This window comes from Paenibacillus sp. FSL R5-0887, from assembly GCF_038002305.1.
GTDB lineage: Bacteria > Bacillota > Bacilli > Paenibacillales > Paenibacillaceae > Paenibacillus_AQ > Paenibacillus_AQ odorifer.
In genome coordinates this window covers 2287312-2305982 of record NZ_JBBOCE010000001.1, presented here as the reverse complement: position 1 = coordinate 2305982, position 18671 = coordinate 2287312, and the positions used below count along the sequence as shown (strand labels likewise).

Annotated in this window: 16 protein-coding genes; 12 read left to right on the top strand and 4 right to left on the bottom strand. The window is 43.8% G+C overall.

Annotation, left to right across the window (positions count from 1 at the left end; all coding sequences use genetic code 11):
• Positions 1–137: 137 nt before the first annotated feature.
• The 3 genes from MKY14_RS10390 to MKY14_RS10380 all read right to left on the bottom strand — a co-directional run bounded on the left by MKY14_RS10390 (position 138) and on the right by MKY14_RS10380 (position 4268).
• The gene (locus MKY14_RS10390; protein WP_076127252.1) at positions 138–1244 is read right to left on the bottom strand and encodes a GerAB/ArcD/ProY family transporter; all 1107 of its coding nucleotides are present in this window, start codon (positions 1242–1244) and stop codon (positions 138–140) included.
• 268 nt (positions 1245–1512) lie between these two features.
• The gene (locus tag MKY14_RS10385) at positions 1513–2682 is read right to left on the bottom strand and encodes a Ger(x)C family spore germination protein (RefSeq protein ID WP_179088771.1); all 1170 of its coding nucleotides are present in this window, start codon (positions 2680–2682) and stop codon (positions 1513–1515) included.
• A 5-nt stretch (positions 2683–2687) separates the two neighbouring features.
• Positions 2688–4268 (bottom strand): spore germination protein, encoded by a 1581-nt coding sequence (locus MKY14_RS10380; RefSeq protein ID WP_256715792.1) that lies wholly within the window; start codon positions 4266–4268, stop codon positions 2688–2690.
• A 336-nt stretch (positions 4269–4604) separates the two neighbouring features.
• Between MKY14_RS10380 and MKY14_RS10375 the strand changes: the two genes are divergently transcribed.
• The 7 genes from MKY14_RS10375 to hcp all read left to right on the top strand — a co-directional run bounded on the left by MKY14_RS10375 (position 4605) and on the right by hcp (position 12448).
• Positions 4605–5819, top strand: a complete 1215-nt coding sequence (locus MKY14_RS10375) for an MFS transporter (RefSeq protein WP_340976428.1) — start codon at positions 4605–4607, stop codon at positions 5817–5819.
• A 129-nt stretch (positions 5820–5948) separates the two neighbouring features.
• Entirely contained in the window at positions 5949–6674 is a 726-nt protein-coding gene (locus tag MKY14_RS10370) for a LytR/AlgR family response regulator transcription factor (protein ID WP_076190714.1), read from the top strand.
• Positions 6675–7997: a GHKL domain-containing protein gene (locus tag MKY14_RS10365; RefSeq protein WP_340976427.1), complete on the top strand. Its 1323-nt coding sequence runs from the start codon at positions 6675–6677 to the stop codon at positions 7995–7997.
• Between the two features lie 110 nt (positions 7998–8107).
• Positions 8108–8716, top strand: a complete 609-nt coding sequence (locus MKY14_RS10360) for a CPBP family intramembrane glutamic endopeptidase (protein WP_076306918.1) — start codon at positions 8108–8110, stop codon at positions 8714–8716.
• A gap of 199 nt (positions 8717–8915) precedes the next feature.
• Positions 8916–9473, top strand: a complete 558-nt coding sequence (locus MKY14_RS10355) for a cysteine hydrolase family protein (protein ID WP_076127240.1) — start codon at positions 8916–8918, stop codon at positions 9471–9473.
• Between the two features lie 188 nt (positions 9474–9661).
• Positions 9662–11062, top strand: coding sequence for an MFS transporter (locus MKY14_RS10350; RefSeq protein ID WP_340976426.1), 1401 nt, complete (start codon positions 9662–9664; stop codon positions 11060–11062).
• Positions 11063–11155: 93 nt separating this feature from the next.
• Complete coding sequence (gene hcp / locus MKY14_RS10345; RefSeq protein ID WP_076127238.1) at positions 11156–12448, top strand: hydroxylamine reductase; 1293 nt, start codon at positions 11156–11158, stop codon at positions 12446–12448.
• 137 nt (positions 12449–12585) lie between these two features.
• Here hcp and MKY14_RS10340 read toward each other — a convergent pair whose 3' ends face one another.
• Complete coding sequence (locus MKY14_RS10340; RefSeq protein ID WP_076127236.1) at positions 12586–13344, bottom strand: SDR family NAD(P)-dependent oxidoreductase; 759 nt, start codon at positions 13342–13344, stop codon at positions 12586–12588.
• Between the two features lie 135 nt (positions 13345–13479).
• On the opposite strand from MKY14_RS10340, the gene MKY14_RS10335 reads away from it, so the two are divergent.
• The 5 genes from MKY14_RS10335 to MKY14_RS10315 all read left to right on the top strand — a co-directional run bounded on the left by MKY14_RS10335 (position 13480) and on the right by MKY14_RS10315 (position 18670).
• Complete coding sequence (locus tag MKY14_RS10335) at positions 13480–13851, top strand: MerR family transcriptional regulator (protein ID WP_076127234.1); 372 nt, start codon at positions 13480–13482, stop codon at positions 13849–13851.
• A 288-nt stretch (positions 13852–14139) separates the two neighbouring features.
• On the top strand, positions 14140–16071 hold the full coding sequence (locus tag MKY14_RS10330) for an AraC family transcriptional regulator (protein ID WP_076127233.1): 1932 nt from the start codon (positions 14140–14142) through the stop codon (positions 16069–16071).
• 410 nt (positions 16072–16481) lie between these two features.
• Positions 16482–17054, top strand: coding sequence for a hypothetical protein (locus MKY14_RS10325; protein ID WP_340976425.1), 573 nt, complete (start codon positions 16482–16484; stop codon positions 17052–17054).
• Between the two features lie 68 nt (positions 17055–17122).
• Positions 17123–17740, top strand: coding sequence for a hypothetical protein (locus MKY14_RS10320; RefSeq protein WP_076304557.1), 618 nt, complete (start codon positions 17123–17125; stop codon positions 17738–17740).
• 180 nt (positions 17741–17920) lie between these two features.
• Positions 17921–18670, top strand: coding sequence for a hypothetical protein (locus MKY14_RS10315; protein WP_076190734.1), 750 nt, complete (start codon positions 17921–17923; stop codon positions 18668–18670).
• Position 18671: the final 1 nt, after the last annotated feature.

The window sequence follows — 18671 nt, the reverse complement described above, 5'->3', positions numbered from 1 at the left end:
CGGAAATCTCAGAATCTTCAATCGCGATGGCAAGCAATTATGTTGAGCAATACTTTTGCTGGCGGGCTGGATCCAAGAAAAGAAGAAGCTGAAGTCTGCGAAATGAGATAGGGGATATTGAATCCGTTTAGAATGGGTTATTTTTTGTGTTGATTTATATGATAACGAATAAAAGTGACCAATAGAATTAGAAGAAACGGCAGGATGTAAGCTAGGTTAGTGATCAAGGGCCATGTAGTATTCACGATTTTCTCAAGCTCAGACTCCTGTGTGTAAGTCGTTACAGATAACAGCAGGCAGACAAAAGCAAGTGGGAAAACAATTAAACGTTCATCCTTCAATCTCAGAAGCTCCTTTAGTACTTTAATAAGAATAAGCAGCAGGATAGAAGCCTTGAAATAGAAGCCGATAATGAGTGAAAAACCAATCACGGATTCGATTCTTTCAATGGTTTCCTGAAAATAAATGAGTCTCGCCAACTGATATAATGAATATTTCAAGCTGCCGGACAGTGGTCCCAATACCATAATACTGCTAATGACAGAAGCAATTAACGTCAGGGCATTGATGATGAGTGCAAGATACATCTGTTTTCCCAGTTTAGAATTGTCTTCTTTACGCACGAACGGTAAAATCATCGAAAAAACGATAAGCTCGGAATAGGGGAAGCCATAGACTACATATGCAGCGCTTAGGATAGGCCTAAATCCATCAGGCATGATGGGCAGTAGGTACTCGGGATGATACAACCCTGCTACGAGTATCCAGACTAAGATGATAAATCCGAACATTAGTGACATTAGGACGGCTGCCATGCGTGCAATTACTTCGATTCCAGCTAGAGCTGTCATCGCAATCGTTATAAAAAACATGGTATTTACCGCGTAAGTGGGCGTTTCTTTTAACATCGTACTTTTGAAAAAGGTTCCGATCTCAATTACAATTCCTGCGACATTCCAAAACAGCACACAAGTGAAAGGAATCAGGAGGACGAGGGTCAGTCCGTTTCCAAGTACGGAGCGGCTTTGTTCCACAAGCGAAAGATCTGGCGCTCGTCGGTTCAAATATAGAATACCGGAAAGCAGAGCCATTCCTATGGCAGAGGCGATTAAGAGGGATATCCAGGCTCCGTTGCCAGCAAAGTTAGTTAGTGACGCAGGGACGATAACGATTGAGGAACCGGTCATAAAGAAGAGAAACAGCATGGACATTTGGATCGAACTAACACGTTCTTGCTTATTCATACGTTCCTCCTCATTCTTTAAGCTTATGAAATGGCAGGGTTGATCCAATGGACGATGTGCTCAGCTGGAGCCGTGAATAAATTGAAGATGGAATCTAAATTGGGCCATGGCTTAGCTGCAATAAAGATAAATCCGAGATAAAGTACGGGTAGTAATAATACTCCATAAACTACTCGATCGCGGATGGAGGCTTGTCTAAACCTTGGGATGTCATGGGCTAGCATAGCGGAAGCTAATAAGAGAACGCAGATTATTTTTCCCACCATAGCTACTTCTCCTTTGTTCCAAATATTGTGCCTGAGTTCATTCCAGTGCTTAACACTTTGACATCAACGTTGATATCGAACTGAGTCTGGGCGAATGTATCCTTCCATTGAGGCTCTAGTTGTTTCCACAGCTGCGGATTTTTCCGGTAAATCTGATTGCCAATTCCGAGTGCGTCGATCTTTTTTGTTTTCAAAAACTTGGTTGCGTGCTCAACCTGTTGTTCAACCTGAGTTATGATACGCTGCTCAAAAAGCTTCATGTCCTTATTGTTTTTTAAATGTGAGCAACGTAATTCTCCGATCATTCCTTCAATAGCAATTTTTACACCGACGGACACAGAACCATTTTTTACGATTGGAGTAAGCGTACTGTTGAAGGTAAGCACTTCAAGCGTTTCTTTTTTCCGAAGCGGTACTTCGGTCTCATCCGGGCAAGGAAATTCTAGTACTCCATAGATATATCTATCCGTCAGCATCATGAATGCTTCGGTATCCTTCTCCTTTAGAATGTCAATCATTTTACCGTCATGAATTACAGCCAGCCCAGATATCAATGGTTTATGATCCAAACTGGTCTTATGCAGGTAAGGGATGATGGAAGTATTGGAGGGGCTACACATTTGTATAGCCAGCTCATAGAGAGGAATCTTGGAAGTTTTTGCGGCATATAGAGCACCGCTCGTCTCCATTCTCTTATACTGTTGACCAATGGTCTGCTCGATAAACGGGTTGATATCTAAAAATGGTGCCGCAGATTGCTCAGCGATGAGAGGAAGAACGGTACCACGCGGTTCTTGATCCCTGGAGAAAAAATCAAGTACCTCCCGGATGTTCGTGGTTCTGGCTAGTTGCTCCCCGATTAATATGACACGCATATGATCCCATTTGGCTTTTCGACCAAATTTTGCCGGGATCTCCCTTATTGCTTCAAAAAAGGTTTCTCCACTCGTAACGATATTAATTCCCTTGGACGCTGGATCCCCTGCTTGTCCCATTTCTATTTTGGTGGAAGGATTATAGAAATGTGTCGTGATTACAATCCGATTGTCTTCGCTTTGGTCAATGGCGACCGCCTGCACATACCCATACTCGTCCAATTCTTTATTATCCCAGCATCCGCTAGTTAGAGTGAGTACAAGAAGGGAAATTAGTATGGTAGTAAGCCGCTTCACTATATCTACTTCCTTCCCGAAGTCTTTTTATATAGGTGTCGATTCCGTGGTGAATGAAGCAGCAGTCTTCTCGGAAGTAGAAAAATAGAATCACGTACTCTTTTAAGATCTAACGGAGCTAACGAGTCTAAATACGGTTCTCCTAAAGAGCGCAAGGTAGCCAGATGGAGATAAATTAGAATAAAACCGACCATGATGCCAAGTCCTCCGAATGTTGCCGCGAGAATCATTAAGGGAAACCGTAAAATCCGCAGCGCAATTGCCATATTGTATTGTGGTAGCGCAAATGAGGCAATGCCCGTCAAAGCGACGACAATGACCATGACCGGAGAGGCAATCTGCGATTGAATAGCAGCTTGTCCAATGACCAAAGCCCCAACGATACTGACGGCCGATCCAATCGGTCTGGGTAAGCGTATGCCCGCCTCTCTCAATAGCTCAAAGAAAAACTCCATGATCAAAGCTTCAACCATAGCCGGAAAGGGGATTCCTTCGCGTGTGTTTAGAATAGCAAGCAGCAGAACCGTGGGAATTAGTTCGGAATGGAAGTTGGATAAGGCAATATAGGTACTGGGTAACAGCAGGGCGATGATGAAGGCAGCGACCCTAATCAGTCTTATCAATGATGAAAAAATAGTCCGGTAGTAATAATCTTCGCTATTCGTAAAAAACTCCATGAAATTCCCGGGACAGATCAGAATGGAAGGACTTCCGTTAACCATAGCAATAATCTTCCCGTCTAGCAGAGCTGTTATAGCTGTATCCGGTCGTTCTGTATAGCGGACTTGTGGAAATGGTGAGTAGAGCGAATCACCGATCCACTCTTCGAGATAGGAGACGTCAAGAATTTCTTCCTGATCAATACTTGCTATCCGTTGTTTGAATTGATTTAATGTTTCTGCTTTGACTACTCCATCCAGATAACCATAGGACAACGTTCTTTGAACCTGCTTACCAGAGGTAAAGAACTCGAACTTAAGATTAGTAGATTTCAGCAAACTACGAATAACACCTACATTACGCTCCAAGCTTTCTATAAAGCTGACGTGGGGACCTTGAACAGTAGGCTCTGAAATGGGCTCAGAGGTTTGGCGCTGTTCTACATCGAAGGCATAATAGGCAACGGCTTTTTGCCAACCTGTAAAGAAAAGGACAACTTTCCCATCAAGAATCCCCTTAATGGCTTGACCGATATTGTCCATTAATTCAAGCAGCGGTGATGAAACACCATTTTTTTCAAAATAGGAGATGACATCTTCAACGGTTACGTCCAAGGTGGGACCCAACTCATGCGGAACTAAATTCTGCAAGACATCTTTAAAATAATTTGTAGGGTCAGACTTAGTAAGTGTATTGAAATAGACGGATGAGGCTTCATACTTAAGATCCGGGCCATAATGCCATGGAATAACCTTTAGGTCCGAACAATTGGCAAAACATTTATTAATAATCTGTAAGTTGTCTTCGAGAGACGCAGAGATAGCATGGGAAAAAAGATCCTTCATTGAAAGCTCATTTTCGGCTTCCAATTGAGGGTGCACCTTAGGATTAGACGGAGGTGTCTTGGCGTTAAAAAATTTCCGCATGCAATTCTCCTTAAATAAATGAGATGTTAAGTGATTTTTATCTTCTCCCTTATTTAGGAATTTATTCGGAAGATAGAGATAGATCAAATTTTTCGTAAAAAGAACAATTGGAACTGGCTCAGGGAAGAGATGCGATGTTATAATGAACATAATTTTTTCCAGGAGGTGCTCCTTGTGACCCATTCCATTCGTTTATGGTAATCAGTGGTGCAAGACAAGTGGACTCATTCATTTTTTTGAGATATGGAAATGAGTTTATTTGTGATGTGCCTGTTTCAGTGTGCCTATGCTCATGGAATGAGTTTATTTAAGTTTTTAATCAAAGGAGATGACCTTATGCAAATACAATGGAAAAAAGCCTTCGCCCTTATTTTTAGCGGACAGATTTTCTCGATTCTCACGAGTTCGATGGTTCAATTCGCGGTGATCTGGCACTTGACGGAATCGACAGGGTCAGCGGCAGTTTTGATGATTGCTGGGTTGGCAGCGTTTTTGCCGCAAGCGGTCTTGGGTCCTTTTGTAGGGGTCTGGCTGGACCGTTGGAATCGTAAAATAACGATGATTATTGCTGATAGCGCAATTGCGCTCTTCAGTCTGATATTAGGTTTTTATTTCATGTGGGGGGAACCGGGACTTGGCTTTGTGTATGTCATTCTGAGCCTGCGTTCGGCGGCATCAGCCTTTCATGCTCCGGCATTTCAGGCGGCTGTTCCGTTGATTGCTCCTGAAGAAGAATTGACAAGAGTCGCGGGCTGGCAGCAGATGGTGTTCTCTTTCTCGAATGTAATTGGTCCTGCACTTGGGATAGCGGTTTACTCGGCAACTTCGCTCGGGGCAGTATTACTACTCGATGTGGCCGGGGCTTTGATTGCGAATCTGATGCTGTTCATGGTGAAGATCCATCAGCCTAAAGTGCAGTCTTCAGCTGCGCCGTCTTTCGTTCAAGAATTCCGTTTGGGTTGGAACGCACTCATTCAAGCGAAACCCATTGTGTTGATTACGGGGGCTACTGCGGTGTTTAGTATCGCATTTATGCCGTTAGCGACACTGTTTCCTTATATGACATTGTCTCATTTTGGCCGTGGAGGATACAGTGCCAGCCTGGTGGAAGCGGTGTTCAGCATCGGGATGATTTTAGGCGGTCTGCTATTGTCGATGTTCTCATCTAAATGGAGCGACATTAGCTATATGAGCGTAGGTCTGCTAGTCATCGGTCTTACCTGTGTGATCAGTGGTTTGATTGGTCCGAATGCATTTGTGATCTTTGCCATTCTCTCGTTCTTGATGGGCAGTGCGGCACCCTTCTTCAACGGTCCCTTCATGGCGATGATCCAACGTTCTTTTGAACCCGAGATGCTTGGGCGTGTCATTTCACTCGTGACCAGCATTATGATGTTGTCTTCGCCAATTGGGCTGCTGTTGGCAGGACCTGTGGTGGATCGATACGGTGTGCAGCTATGGTTCCTCGGTTCAGGAATTGTGGTGATGCTGACCGCTCTGTTTATTTTCATCCAGTTTCGGCGGCTGGCGTCCGCTCTTCCGATGAATTGACTAGGGTAGAAACTTCCCTGTAAAAAAGAGTTTATAGGCCGGTCCGAGAGGATCGGCTTATTGGCGGTTCTTCATATTTTTTCAAATTATAATATGATAGAATTACGTTCACTTGGAGGGATACATAATATGAATCTTCACATTGCAATCTGTGACGATCAGAGGCAAGATGCCTCGCGATTGGAAGAATTACTCATGAAGCAGATAACCAGCCTGCAAGGGATGACTGCCTCTATTGAGATTTTTGAATCAGGCCAAACCCTGCTTCAGGCAATGACGACTACCGCATACGATATAGTTTATCTGGATATGGAGATGCCCGAGTATAACGGTATAGAAGTCGCAGAGAAGATCCGGCTCAAAGATGCCAGGGTATTAATTATCTATGTCACCAGCCATACAAGTTATATGAGAAGAAGCTTTGCGGTTCATCCCTTTCGCTATTTACTGAAACCCATTGATGAACATGAACTGCAGACCGCCACAGTCAAAGCCATTCAGCAATGCATGCAAAGAAACAACGTGCTGTCATTCTCAATCCATCATATGAGCTATAATTTAAGGGTAGATGATATTATGTATATCACGGTAGAACGAGGCAAAAAATTGGTCCTTTGTACTGAACAAGGGACTTACTCGTATTATGGCAAACTGAGAGAGTTGGAAGGACAGCTGGGATCACATGATTTTTGTCGCGTACATACGGGATTCCTGGTAAATTGGCTGTATGTTCGTTCTTTAAGCAAAGAACTTATTCAGCTGAAGAACGGGGTGGAGCTTCCCGTCAGCCGCAGTAGAAGCTCTGATTCTTTACGGTCATACCATGCCTTTATAGAAAAGAGGCTCTTAAGATAAATGTCTTTCATCCGGGAGATTAGTCCTTACTTTTTTGGTGTATTTATGCTCGTCCTTATATATGTCCCGCAAGGGGTCACATTTTATATTTTTCTCAAGAAATTCCTGATCCTGAGCAGGAGCAAACAGTCATTTATAGGTTGTCTTATTATCTTTTATATAATTAAATCGCTTACCGCTGCTAGCTTACCTCTAGTTGATTCGGTCATCCTTCACCTGCTTGTGTATAGTCTGATTACTATTTTTTATTTCCGCGGCAGTGTGCTACAAAAGCTGTTCTTTAGCAGTTTCTATACAGTGTTTACGGTGGTTATTGAGATGCTGGTATGGTCTGGGATTCAGCATATCCCACTCAATGCCGAGGGAATAGATACAGTTAATTTCTGGTGGTTATCTTTTGCTTTCCTATTTGTTGTTTTGCTAAGCATCATGTTATGTCTGCTATTGCTGCGGTTGTTCAAAGTGGATACCACAACGTTACTGTCGAATCAGGATTGGGCTGTGCTGAATCTTGTTTCTGCGGGTTCTTTGCTTATTATTATTGTGAATCTGAGAAATTCCAGTGATAAACCTTTTGATATTCCGTTTGATTTTGTATTCATCCTGCTTGGGATTCTTGTAATTAATGTGGCTGTAATGTTTATATATCAAAAGTTAATGAAACGGATGCAAATAGAATTGCATAATCATGTGCTTCAGCAGCAAGTGAAGGATTACACGAGTAAACTGAAAGATAATCAGGAAGCACAGCGTTTGCGGCATGATCTGAACCATGTGTTGATCCTTATTCATTCTCTGCTGGATGAAGGAGCTGTACAAGAAGCCAAGCGATATATTGCGGAGCTTGCTTCGACACAGGAGGCAGGAGAAAAGTATATTTCTTCTGGAAATATAGCTATTGATGCCATCTATAATGAGAAGTTCGCCAAAGCCGAGCTACATCAAGTTACAATGAAATCTCATTTTCGCATCCCGCAGGACCTGTCACTTGCAGGCAAAGAGGTTGAAATTGCAATTATTTTAGGCAATGCATTAGATAATGCAATCGAAGGGGTTCAGAGATTACCAGAGTCAGAGCAGAATGTTATTGGGCTGGAAGTGATTTATTGCGACGGGTTATTGGTGATTTCTTTAAAGAATCCTGCATCTCTGCTTACAGAGGACGGGCAGGGCTCTTTTTTGTCCAGCAAGCGGAACTTTGGGCGTAGAGGGTTCGGAATCGAAAGCATTGAGTATGCGGTTCAACAGCTTCAAGGAAGCGTCAGTTTCAGATATGAGAATGGGCAGTTCATGATGTTGGCGGTATTACCACTGCCTGAGTAGCAATCCGCAACCAACTACTCCACCTAACCTGCAAGTTACGGTCTCTTCCCGCTGGTAAGCAGCGGTCCATGATATATTGAGGCTGTTCTTATTAAAGGGAGGGTATTCCGTTGACATTGTCATTGCTCATCAGTGCAGTCCTTCAGCTCATCTTATTCAGCATCATTCCCTATACATACTGGTTTTTTACAAGCAGAACAACTTCATCCTTTGCCATGTGGATTGGCTGGAAGAAACCCCACTTGCTTTCTAGGAAGCAGTTCATACTATGGTTTATACTTACCATGACTATATTCACCAGCCTGGGAATGCTTACAGCAATCTATATGCTGGATAAGAATACTTTGGCCAGCTCACAGTTTTATGGTACAGGTCTTAAAGGTTTGATTCCGGCATTGATTTATTCTTGGTTACAGACTAGCTTGTCCGAAGAGATTCTGTTCCGCGGCTTCATTGGTAAACGGTTAAGTTCGAAATTCGGATTCGGAATTGGAAACTGTGCTCAAGCTTTATTATTTGGTGTCGTACATGCTGTGCTGTTATACAGCAGTTCCGGATTATTGAATTCTGCTGTTGTAATGATTCTTACAGGTTTTGTGGGTTGGAGCATCGGAATGTTGGATGAGAAATTATCCGGCGGTTCGATCATTCCAGGTTGGGTTCTGCACGGGCTGACTAATCTGATTTCCACCATTTTTATGATGTATCAATGGATGTAGCAATCAAAGTTTTTAGAGAGTACATTTTAAAAATATGGTAAACTAAAAAAGTCTTAAATTATAAGATTAAAGTTTATATACCATTTTTATTGGGAGGTAGATATTATGAAAAACAATGTCAGCTTGCAAAATGATATGGGGATAACGTTTAACTGATCAAGCGTTGACGTTTCCCCACCATTCGAAAGGGGAAAATCATTTGAATCAGGTATTATTAATCATCGATGCACAACAAGAATTAATGGATGGAAACGAAAAGGAAAGTGCAGTATTCAATAAAGAGCAGCTTATCCGGAATATTAATAAAGTGATTGAACAAGCAAAAGAAGCCGATGTCGAAGTTGTGTTCGTTAGGGATCTAGATGTCGCTGAAGGAACAGGTACAGGCTTTCAAGTTCACAATGAAATCAACAGGTCTGCAAATGCCAAAATCTTTGATAAGCTGGCAACGAATTCTTTTCACGGAACTGAGCTGCTACAATATCTGAAAGATCAGCAGATTGAGCATGTGGTGATTATGGGATGTAAAACTCAACACTGCATCGATACTGCGGTTCGGACGGCTACGGTTAGCGGCATGGATGTTACATTGGTCGGAGATGGTCATTCTACAACGGACAATGATGTTTTAAGTGCAGAACAAATCATCAAGCATCACAATAAAACATTACATGGGCACTACAATGTCGAACATTTTTCTATGGTCAGAAGTTCCGAAGAAGATTTGTTTCGCCCAACGCATGACTCTTATAGATAATAATTCAGTGGCGGCACTTAAATGTGCCGCTTTTTGCTGTTTCGCAGGACCTCTGATTTTCCTCACCTATACTGATAGACATATTCGCCTAAACCATTTCCATCCCATCTTTATGGGATTGTTCTTGCAAGGGATCTACTTATAATTGTTAGTAATTCTTAAACAATATGAGTAGGGACGGGATCAACATGATGGCAGCAAAAGATATAGAGTTTAAAAGCACACACGGGCAGCGGCTGGGAATGATGGCGGCTATTTGTATGGGGGCGTTTATTTCCCATTTTACAGCTGGAATTGTGAATGTGTCGCTTCCTTTTATTGTGAATTATTTTCAGACAGAGCTTGGGAAGGGATTATGGATCACAACAGGTTATCTGCTAGTGATTACGGCTCTTCTTCCTGTTATGGGGAAACTAGGCGACCGTTATGGTTTTCGCCGGATTCACAATCTTGGATTTATTATTTTTACTGTTGGTTCTGTCCTAGTCGCTTTTTCACCTAATCTGCCAATATTGCTAACGCTCAGAGTTGTACAAGGAGTAGGAGCTGCAATGTTTCAAGCAACTAATATTGCACTCATTACCATTCATATGCCGAAAGAGCAAAGAGGTCGTGCACTCGGAATTTTAAGTACAGCTGTCGCGCTGGGCGGGATGACGGGACCTATAGCGGGAGGTTTGATTGCAGAGTGGCTGAGCTGGAAATGGTTGTTTTTAATCCATGTTCCTGTGGCGATTGTGGCTACAATTATGGCATATCGGTACATACCGAACCGTGTGCAAGAGCGCAAGCCGGGTGCTGTCAGCTTCGTGGGGGCCAGCTTGTTTATGGCATTCATCACCTTGGTCCTTCTCGTAATAACAAATGGGAGCAAATGGGGCTGGGTGTCCGTGTGGACAATGACAAGTTTGGTGGGGGTTTCCTTGTTGTTGATTACTTTTCTATTCTGGGAGCGGAAGCAAAAGACTCCTTTTCTACCCTTACAAGCATTGAAAATTCCAACTGTAGCGGGAGGCTTGATCGTTAGCTGTGCCACTTTTATTTTATCTAACACATTGCTTGTCCTCATTCCATTTTATTTGATGGGGGTGTCGGCTCCGTTCTCGTCATCTACGACAGGATATATTATGGCGGCTTATCCCATTGCCTTGGCGTTTGCAGGCCCTCTCGCAGGCTACTGCTCCGACCGTTATGGCTCTCATCGTCTGATGCTTATGGGACTGAGCTGCATGGGAAGCGGGTTTATCTTGTTACTGGTGTATTTAGATCATATACCGATTTATGGAATCGCGGCGATTCTATCTCTTATTGGCCTTGGTATGGGGCTCATTGCCTCTCCTAATAATAGCTTCATTATGCAGCAGACACCTCGGGAACACGTGGGTTCGATTGGCGGATTAATTGCTTTAACAAGAAATGCGGGTATGGTCTTTGGCTCAGCACTTGGACTTGGTGTGATGAGTGGAGAGACAGGACAAGGGAGTCAGTTGCAGGCGTTCAAATTGGTTTTTGAGATTAATATTTTCATTTGTTTAAGCGTTATTGTATTAATGGTTGTTATAAATAGAAGGACATTTAAATCTGCTTGATCTAAAAAAATGTGTGTGTAATCACAACTCAAGCTTTGGTGTTCTGTTACGTTGGAAGCAACGAATGATTATCTAGATATGGAGGATAACGATATGTTTTGTTACCAATGTGAACAGACACCGAATGGCGGATGCACCGTTGTAGGGGTATGTGGCAAAAATGAAACCATTGCGAGTTTGCAGGATACGATGATTTTTGCATTAAAAGGAATTGCAGCGTATGCGACACATGCCCGGCAGCTAGGATATAGCGATCCCGAGGTGGATCGTATCACCCACGAAGCTTTGTATATGACGTTGACCAATTCCAACTTTAATACACAGGAACATTTAGAGATGGCGATGAAGGTCGGGGATGCGGCGGTTCGCATCATGGATGTACTGGATCGTGCGCATACGGACCGCTTTGGCATTCCGCAACCGATCACAGTCAGTCAGAACAAAATTGAAGGTCAATGTATTGTTGTAACAGGACATAATTTATATGCGCTGGAGGAATTACTGCGGCAGACAGAGGGGAAAGGCATCAACATTTATACCCACTCAGAAATGCTGCCTGCGCATGGATATCCTGCACTCAAAAAGTATAAGCATCTGAAAGGCAACATCGGCAAAGCATGGTATGATCAGCGTAGATTGTTCGAGAAGTTTCCCGGTGCAATTCTTGCTACCACAAACTGTGTAATGCCGATTAAAGGCACGTATGCAGACCGCTTTTTCTCATATGAAGTAGCGGGGCTGGAAGGTGTAGAGAAAATAACGGGCGACGATTTCTCCCCATTAATTAATCGTGCGTTGTCCCTACCTGCGGCTGATGTAGAGTCAGATCTGGTACTTACGACCGGATATCATCATGAAACTGTAATCGGGTTAGCACCAGAGATCATTCAAGCTGTCAAAGACGGGCATATCCGCCGGTTTTTCGTCATTGCTGGCTGTGATGCGCCAGGTACTGGCGGGAATTACTACCGTGAGTTGGCGACTTCCTTACCGAACGATACTGTCATTTTAACTACTTCTTGCGGAAAGTTCCGTTTCAATGACGTAGATTATGGCACCGTTGGAGACACTGGTATTCCGCGTTACATTGACCTTGGGCAATGTAATAATTCCGGTTCTACAGTGAAGATTGCCATGGCTCTGGCTGAGGCATTTGAGTGTACGGTGAACGAGCTGCCTGTCAGCATCGTGTTGTCTTGGTTTGAGCAAAAAGCAGTAGCCATTCTGCTAGGCTTGTTCAGTCTCGGCATTCAGGACATTCGTATCGGACCAAAGCCACCCGAGTTCATTTCACCAGGTGTACTGGATGTTCTGGTAGAGCTTTTTGGATTGAAGCTAATTACTACTGCTGAAGAAGATATGAACGCGATGTTGGCATTGTCGTAGACTGAAAATCAAAGGTTGCCGCCCGGAAGGGATTGGCAGCCTTTTTTTGATAGGGGATTTAGGTGATACATCATTGTCGAAGCATGGCGATCCGTAATGGATGGTCATGCTTCTTAACTTGCCATTACAAGATGAGCTTATCGCGTGCTCGCCACATAATTATAGAGGGTATCTCTCAACTCGAACTCGTACGTCAAACCATTAACAATCCCCACAACATGATCGTTATCATACAGGTCAAGCATGAATCCAGCCATTTCCTTCGCGGTATGATATTTCGGCACAGTCCCATGATATTCGAATTCGGGGATATCGAAAGAAAGCTTCGCGAATTCTGTTTCTGTTGCGGCAGGTGCTAGCACTTTAGCCTGCATAAGTGCACCTTGACTCTTCAACTCATGAGAGAGTCCTTCAGTAAAGGCACTCACATAGAACTTAGTCGCACAGTACGTAATGGCATTTCCCACAATCGTATAGCCGCCACCGGATGAAACGTTGATTAATTGTGTTCCTTCAACATTGGAATAATCACGAACGAATAGAGAGGAAAGGATCGTCAACGATTCAATGTTCAGATGCAGCATTGCAGAAATTTTATCTAAATCTTGCTTGGCCACTGAAGCGAAATTTCCAAACCCCGCATTGTTGATCCAAGTTTCGATTTCGAACCCTTGTAGATCCTCATAAAGCTTATAAGCATTACTAGAAACGGATAAGTCAGTTACTCGAATAACGACATCTACATCGGGGGAGTTATGATTGATTTCAGATTTTAGCTCCTCCAGTTGCTCCCTTCTGCGGGCTGTAACAATTAAGTTTTTACCGCGAGCCGCAAAGGCTAGAGCGGTTTCAAAACCTATACCTGAACTGGCGCCTGTAATTACAGTATATTGCATGTGAATTCCTCCGTTTTTACAAGAATATTTAGTGTTTCAACAACGATGTAATCATAAAGCTTAGAGTTTACTCTAAGTCAAATATTTTTTATAATTATGGGGACTCTTAAAATCAACATAGATTCGGGGGCTTGTATGTATACGATCAGCGATGTAGCCAAATTACTAGGGATTACCGCATATACACTGAGATATTATGAAAAGGAAAAGATTATTGCTCCGATACGGAATGCGAATGGAGAAAGAATATATGATGACTCCAATCTTGCTTGGCTGCGATTTGTGATGAGGTTGAAACAAACCCAAATGCCGATCTCACAAATTAGAGAATATGCGCAGTTATATTTAGAAGGAGAGCATACGGCCCAAGCCCGCTTGAACCTTCTTGAGAATCATAGTAACTCTATACAGAGCCAAATCAGAAACTTAACAGCCACAGAGAAGATGTTGAAAGACAAAATTGCAGCCTACAAAAATTCCCTTGCGAAAGAGACAGGCATTTACTAAGCAGGCGACATAAAAGTATGCCAATGATTAAGATAATTGTGAGATCAAAAAAAGGGCCCTCACGATTCATTGATAGACGCTAGTTCCGCATGTGTGTTTGCGGATCAGCGTCTTTTGCTTTTGGGCTAGACTCCGGCAAAATAGCCGTATGCCTCGCTATTCGCATCCTCGTCTCATGCGGCAACACCTTATTGACAGCGCTAGACGTATTCGTTATTGTGTTTAGTAACATGATTCAATTGAGAATGATTATCTCTTGAGAATTTAAAGGGAGTTTGCGAATCAGTTATGGACGTTCTGAAACTTATACAAATATGGAACCAGGTGATTATGAGTGTGCTGGACGTACGGCTAAAGCAGGCCGGAAACGACAACGATTTGAATCAATACCGTTTGCCGGCAAGCGCATTTTTATTCGCTTTTCAAGGACAAGGCGAGTTGTGGGTTGACGATGAGGTATGGCTGTGCGATCGTTTCCATGTACTGCACGCCGGCAAAGGCTCTCTGGTGACGGTTCGGAGCCGAGAAGCGCTGAATGTATATATTGTACTCTACAAAGCGTTTCTCCCCGCTTCGGCCTCGCGCGAATTTCATATGATGATGGAGGAATCCGACCCGTTTCTGGAAAGCTGGGGGTTCCCGCCTGGCGAACCGCTGGCCATGCTTGAGCTGCTTCAAACGATACGCGACGGTTGGCTTAAATATGACGACGGATTGACACGGCTGTCGGCCAAGGGAGACTTTATCCGCTTCGTTCACGCTGTCCTGAGGGAGCGTCTGTTCGGAGCCGGCGAGCCATCTTTATCGGAGCAAGTTATTCGACATTTGTCCAGGAATTATCGCCAGCCGATCTCGTTTGAGGAGCTTGCTCGGCAATTGAATTACAGCCAACAATACATATCGCGAAAATTTAAAGAACAGACAGGGCTCAGTCCGCTGGACTACGTCATTCGTTTCCGAATGGAAGATGCGAAGGCTCTGCTGGCCGGCACGATAGCAACACAACAGGAAATAGCATCACATGTCGGTTATCCGGACCTCATTTATTTCAGCCGTATGTTCAAAAAGCATGCCGGCATGACGCCAGGTCAATATCGTAAACGATACGGCCAGTTCGTTTCAGATTATGCAAGGAATAGGTCACAATCGTCCGTTGTTCTAAGCCGGTCATTAAGCTATCCTTTTTATGTGAGTGATATTGATTATCAATTTCAACAGGATGGGGCGAATAAAATGACTAGAGCAACCCGAAGTTTTTATGCAGTGATGCTGTTATGTTTGACCGTGATGTTAACAGCTTGTGGTGGGTCGGTGAACAACGGAGGTGCAACGAACAGCCAGGTTGCCGTCAGCGCTTCTCCAACCATGATCACTCAAGAGTCAGAGGTTTTGGCATCTTCTGAGATCAAGGTAGTCAAGACCGCTTTCGGCGATGTCGAAGTTCCTGCACACCCTCAGCGCGTAGCGGCAATTTCTTATCTCGGCACCGTACTTGCTCTGGAAGTCCAGCCGATCGCAGCCGAATCGTTCTTGATGTCGAGTCCTTATCTCGAGGGAATGCTGGACGTCGTGACGGATGTAGGCGACTCGTTAGAGAAGCTGCTGGAACTCAATCCGGATTTAATCATAACGCATAATCCACAGCCTGAGGTAGTCGAGAAATATCAGATGATCGCACCTACGGTATCGGTTCCTTACAATCAGTTTGTATCCATTCAGGAAGAAATGCTGTATTTTGGCGAGTTGCTGGATAGACGTGAGGAAGCGGAGAAATGGAACGAACAATTCGAGAAGGAAATTGCAGACATTCGGGAGAAAGTCCAACAAGCCGTTCCCAAAGGAGAGACGCTTTCGATTATGCAAGAGTACGATGGAAACGTGAGCCTTTTTGGTCCGAAATCGGGACGAGGCGGCCGGCTGATGTATGAAATAATGGGGCTGAAGCCGCCGACGACGGTTCCAGAATTTATGCTGAAGGAATCCTACTATGAATTTTCGCTGGAGAAACTTTCGGAGTACATGGGTGATTATTTGATTCTGACGACGGAAGCCAGCTTGGAATCGCTGCAGGCTGATCCAATCTGGGGGTCGCTAGAGCCGATTCGCAACAATCGGGTATTTTTATGGACGGAGAACCAATCCTGGTACCGCGACCCAATCGCCGTGAAAAGACAAATCAACGATTTGACCGACTGGATCATCGAGGCAGCGAGTCGGTAACTGCCTAGAGTAAGGATTGATCGAACGGTAATATAAAATCAGAACTTGCCGTTACAGCCAGCGCGCTGATCCTTACCATAAGTGACGACGAAAAAATTTTGTTTTGGAAAGATGAAGAGTGTTGTGGGGATGCGGAATAGCTCGACAGAGGGTGTCCTAAACGTCATAAAATGGCAGAGGGATACCCTCCTTTTTTTAAGAGCGGAGTGGGGAAGGGACTAGAGATTGTGCTGAACGGTCAAGTTTATAATTCTTTTTGTGCAAAGGTTATTTCTAAAATCCAGGTGAAAAGTAGGTAGACTCAGGACAAGCGATCACTATAATGGAAATATGAGACATTCACAGAACCGATCAATAGGATATAAATAAGAATCCGGCTGATTAAAAAAGCGATTAGAGGAGGCCATTTCGTGGGAAGATCATTTGCAAATTTGCATATCAAGTCGAATAACCTTGAGAAGACTGTCGAAGCATTAAGAGAGCTAAGCGAAGCGCATGCCAAAGTATTAGGCAAGAAAAATCATGAAGCTCCAGAGAGCAAAGTTGTCATGTATGTAAGCAAAAGCAACGAAAACTGGATCAGCGTGCTCCACGATTATTTTGTATGGGGTACGGTGAAGAAGGCCGGTAAAACGTTGTCCCAGCTTACCGGGGAGCCAGTGATGACCGCCGGATATATGAATGAGGAAATATTCGAGTTGTCGTTGTTCGAGAATGGAGACATTCAAGCCGAAAAGATCTTTTGTGAGCAGTGGACGAGGGATGAATATGAACAACTCCGGGAAGAGCGTCTCAATGATGATTACTTGCGAAAAGCGTTGGATATCCGTAATGAGGATTTTGACGGCTTCATTGGCATTACGAGTCCGGGCCTAGCCGTAGATAAGCTGTCAGAAATCGTAAGCATGTCTTTATGGAGTGACTGGGAGTGGATCCCGTACGAAGAAGCTCTCAAAAATCGATTTGTGAAATATGAATTTTGAAAATACACGAGTAAATGGCTAAGGACCTCTGAGATGACATTTTAATACATGGCGGTGAGCGAAAAGAAATGGATAAATTAAAGAACAGCGGATTTTATAAACTTAGATTCTTCATCAGGCCGGAAGAGTTTGAAAGCGTTTTGAAGCGTTTTGAACATAAGCAAGCGCAATTTCATCTAACCAATTATGCCCAGACAGAGCATGATCTGAAACAGGTGTATGAAGCATATCAGACCTTTTATCATTATTTTACGGCAGAGAAAAAAAGGAATGAGGGTCCCCCTTTCTTTGTTTATTCCATTTCTGTTACGTCTGATAATGAAAGCTCCGGATTTTTCGCGAGAAATGAGAGTGTCTATTTTCCATATTACGGACAATGGGCAGAGGATGAACTGCCGTGTATCTTGCTATCATTTCCTAAAGGCTTTCAAATAGATTTGGAAGATGAAAAAGGGAAGTATTATATCTATGAGGATATTCGGGATCATAAGCCGTTAACATATACGTTTTTCGATGAAATAACGGGTGCTATTAAAAAAATGACAAAGCCGCTTCGCTTCTCGGCGCATGATGCAGATGCTATGAAGGAGCAAAAGCCTTCTGTGCGTATAAGCCATGGTGCGATTCACGATTTGAGCAAATCGTGGATTTTCAATAAATATGGGCTTGTGATGGGTGGCAAATAGTCCAGGGCAAATTACACCGAGGCATTGGCCAAGCTGGAGAATTCAAAAATTGGGGATTGATATGTTGCACTCTCTAAAATTTCAGTATTATCTTGGATAAAAAAGCTGCTCAACCTGCAATATTTTAAAGAATTCTCTATCTGGAAGAGTTGCATGTTGGGGGCAGCAGGAGGAGTATTTATGTACATCGTATCTCGGCCAAAACCGCTGTCTGATGGTCAAAACCAAGCACTTGCAAAGGAAGACGCCACTGTTTATCCACCGGGCTACCTCCGTTTTTTGCGGCGATTCGGCGAAGGGACTTACAGAGGGTGGCTGAATGTTCAGTTTCCGGATGCGGAGGTGCTTAAACCTTTTGCAGAGTACGGATTATGGGAGCATGACGAGAATAGCCCCATTACTGAGCAACAGATCGGTGAGTGTATCGTTATAGGTACAACGGTGGACGGAGATTTTCTGGCAATACATCCCCAGACAGCTGGGCTGCTTTGGCTACCTCGGCATGCGGAGCACGTAAAGGCGATTTCCCTGCAAGCAGGGGAGCAGGAAGACGAAGGGTTGTACGCCTTGGTGCTGGACGAAATTTATCGTCAGGTGTATGGAATCAGTCAAGGGGAGAGCGTCTATTATGAACCGTGGACGGGCACTCGCAGCCATCGCTTTTTGCGTTTGCCACAAGGGCAGGACCAGCTTACGCTACCCGAACTGGCTGGATTGTGCCAACATGAATTTCCGCCGGATTTGTTTATTGAGAATGCCTATGTTTGTTTCCTCTTCTACCGGCAGCTGGGAGGCTATGTACGGTTGAATTATGCCTACCAGCAAGAGGTGGCCATCTTCTATGAACAGGATATGGGGCAGGCGTTTGCCGTAATGGAGCAGTGGCTCTTGTCGAAAGGCTGCGAAGCGATTTCAGAAAATAACAGCTAAT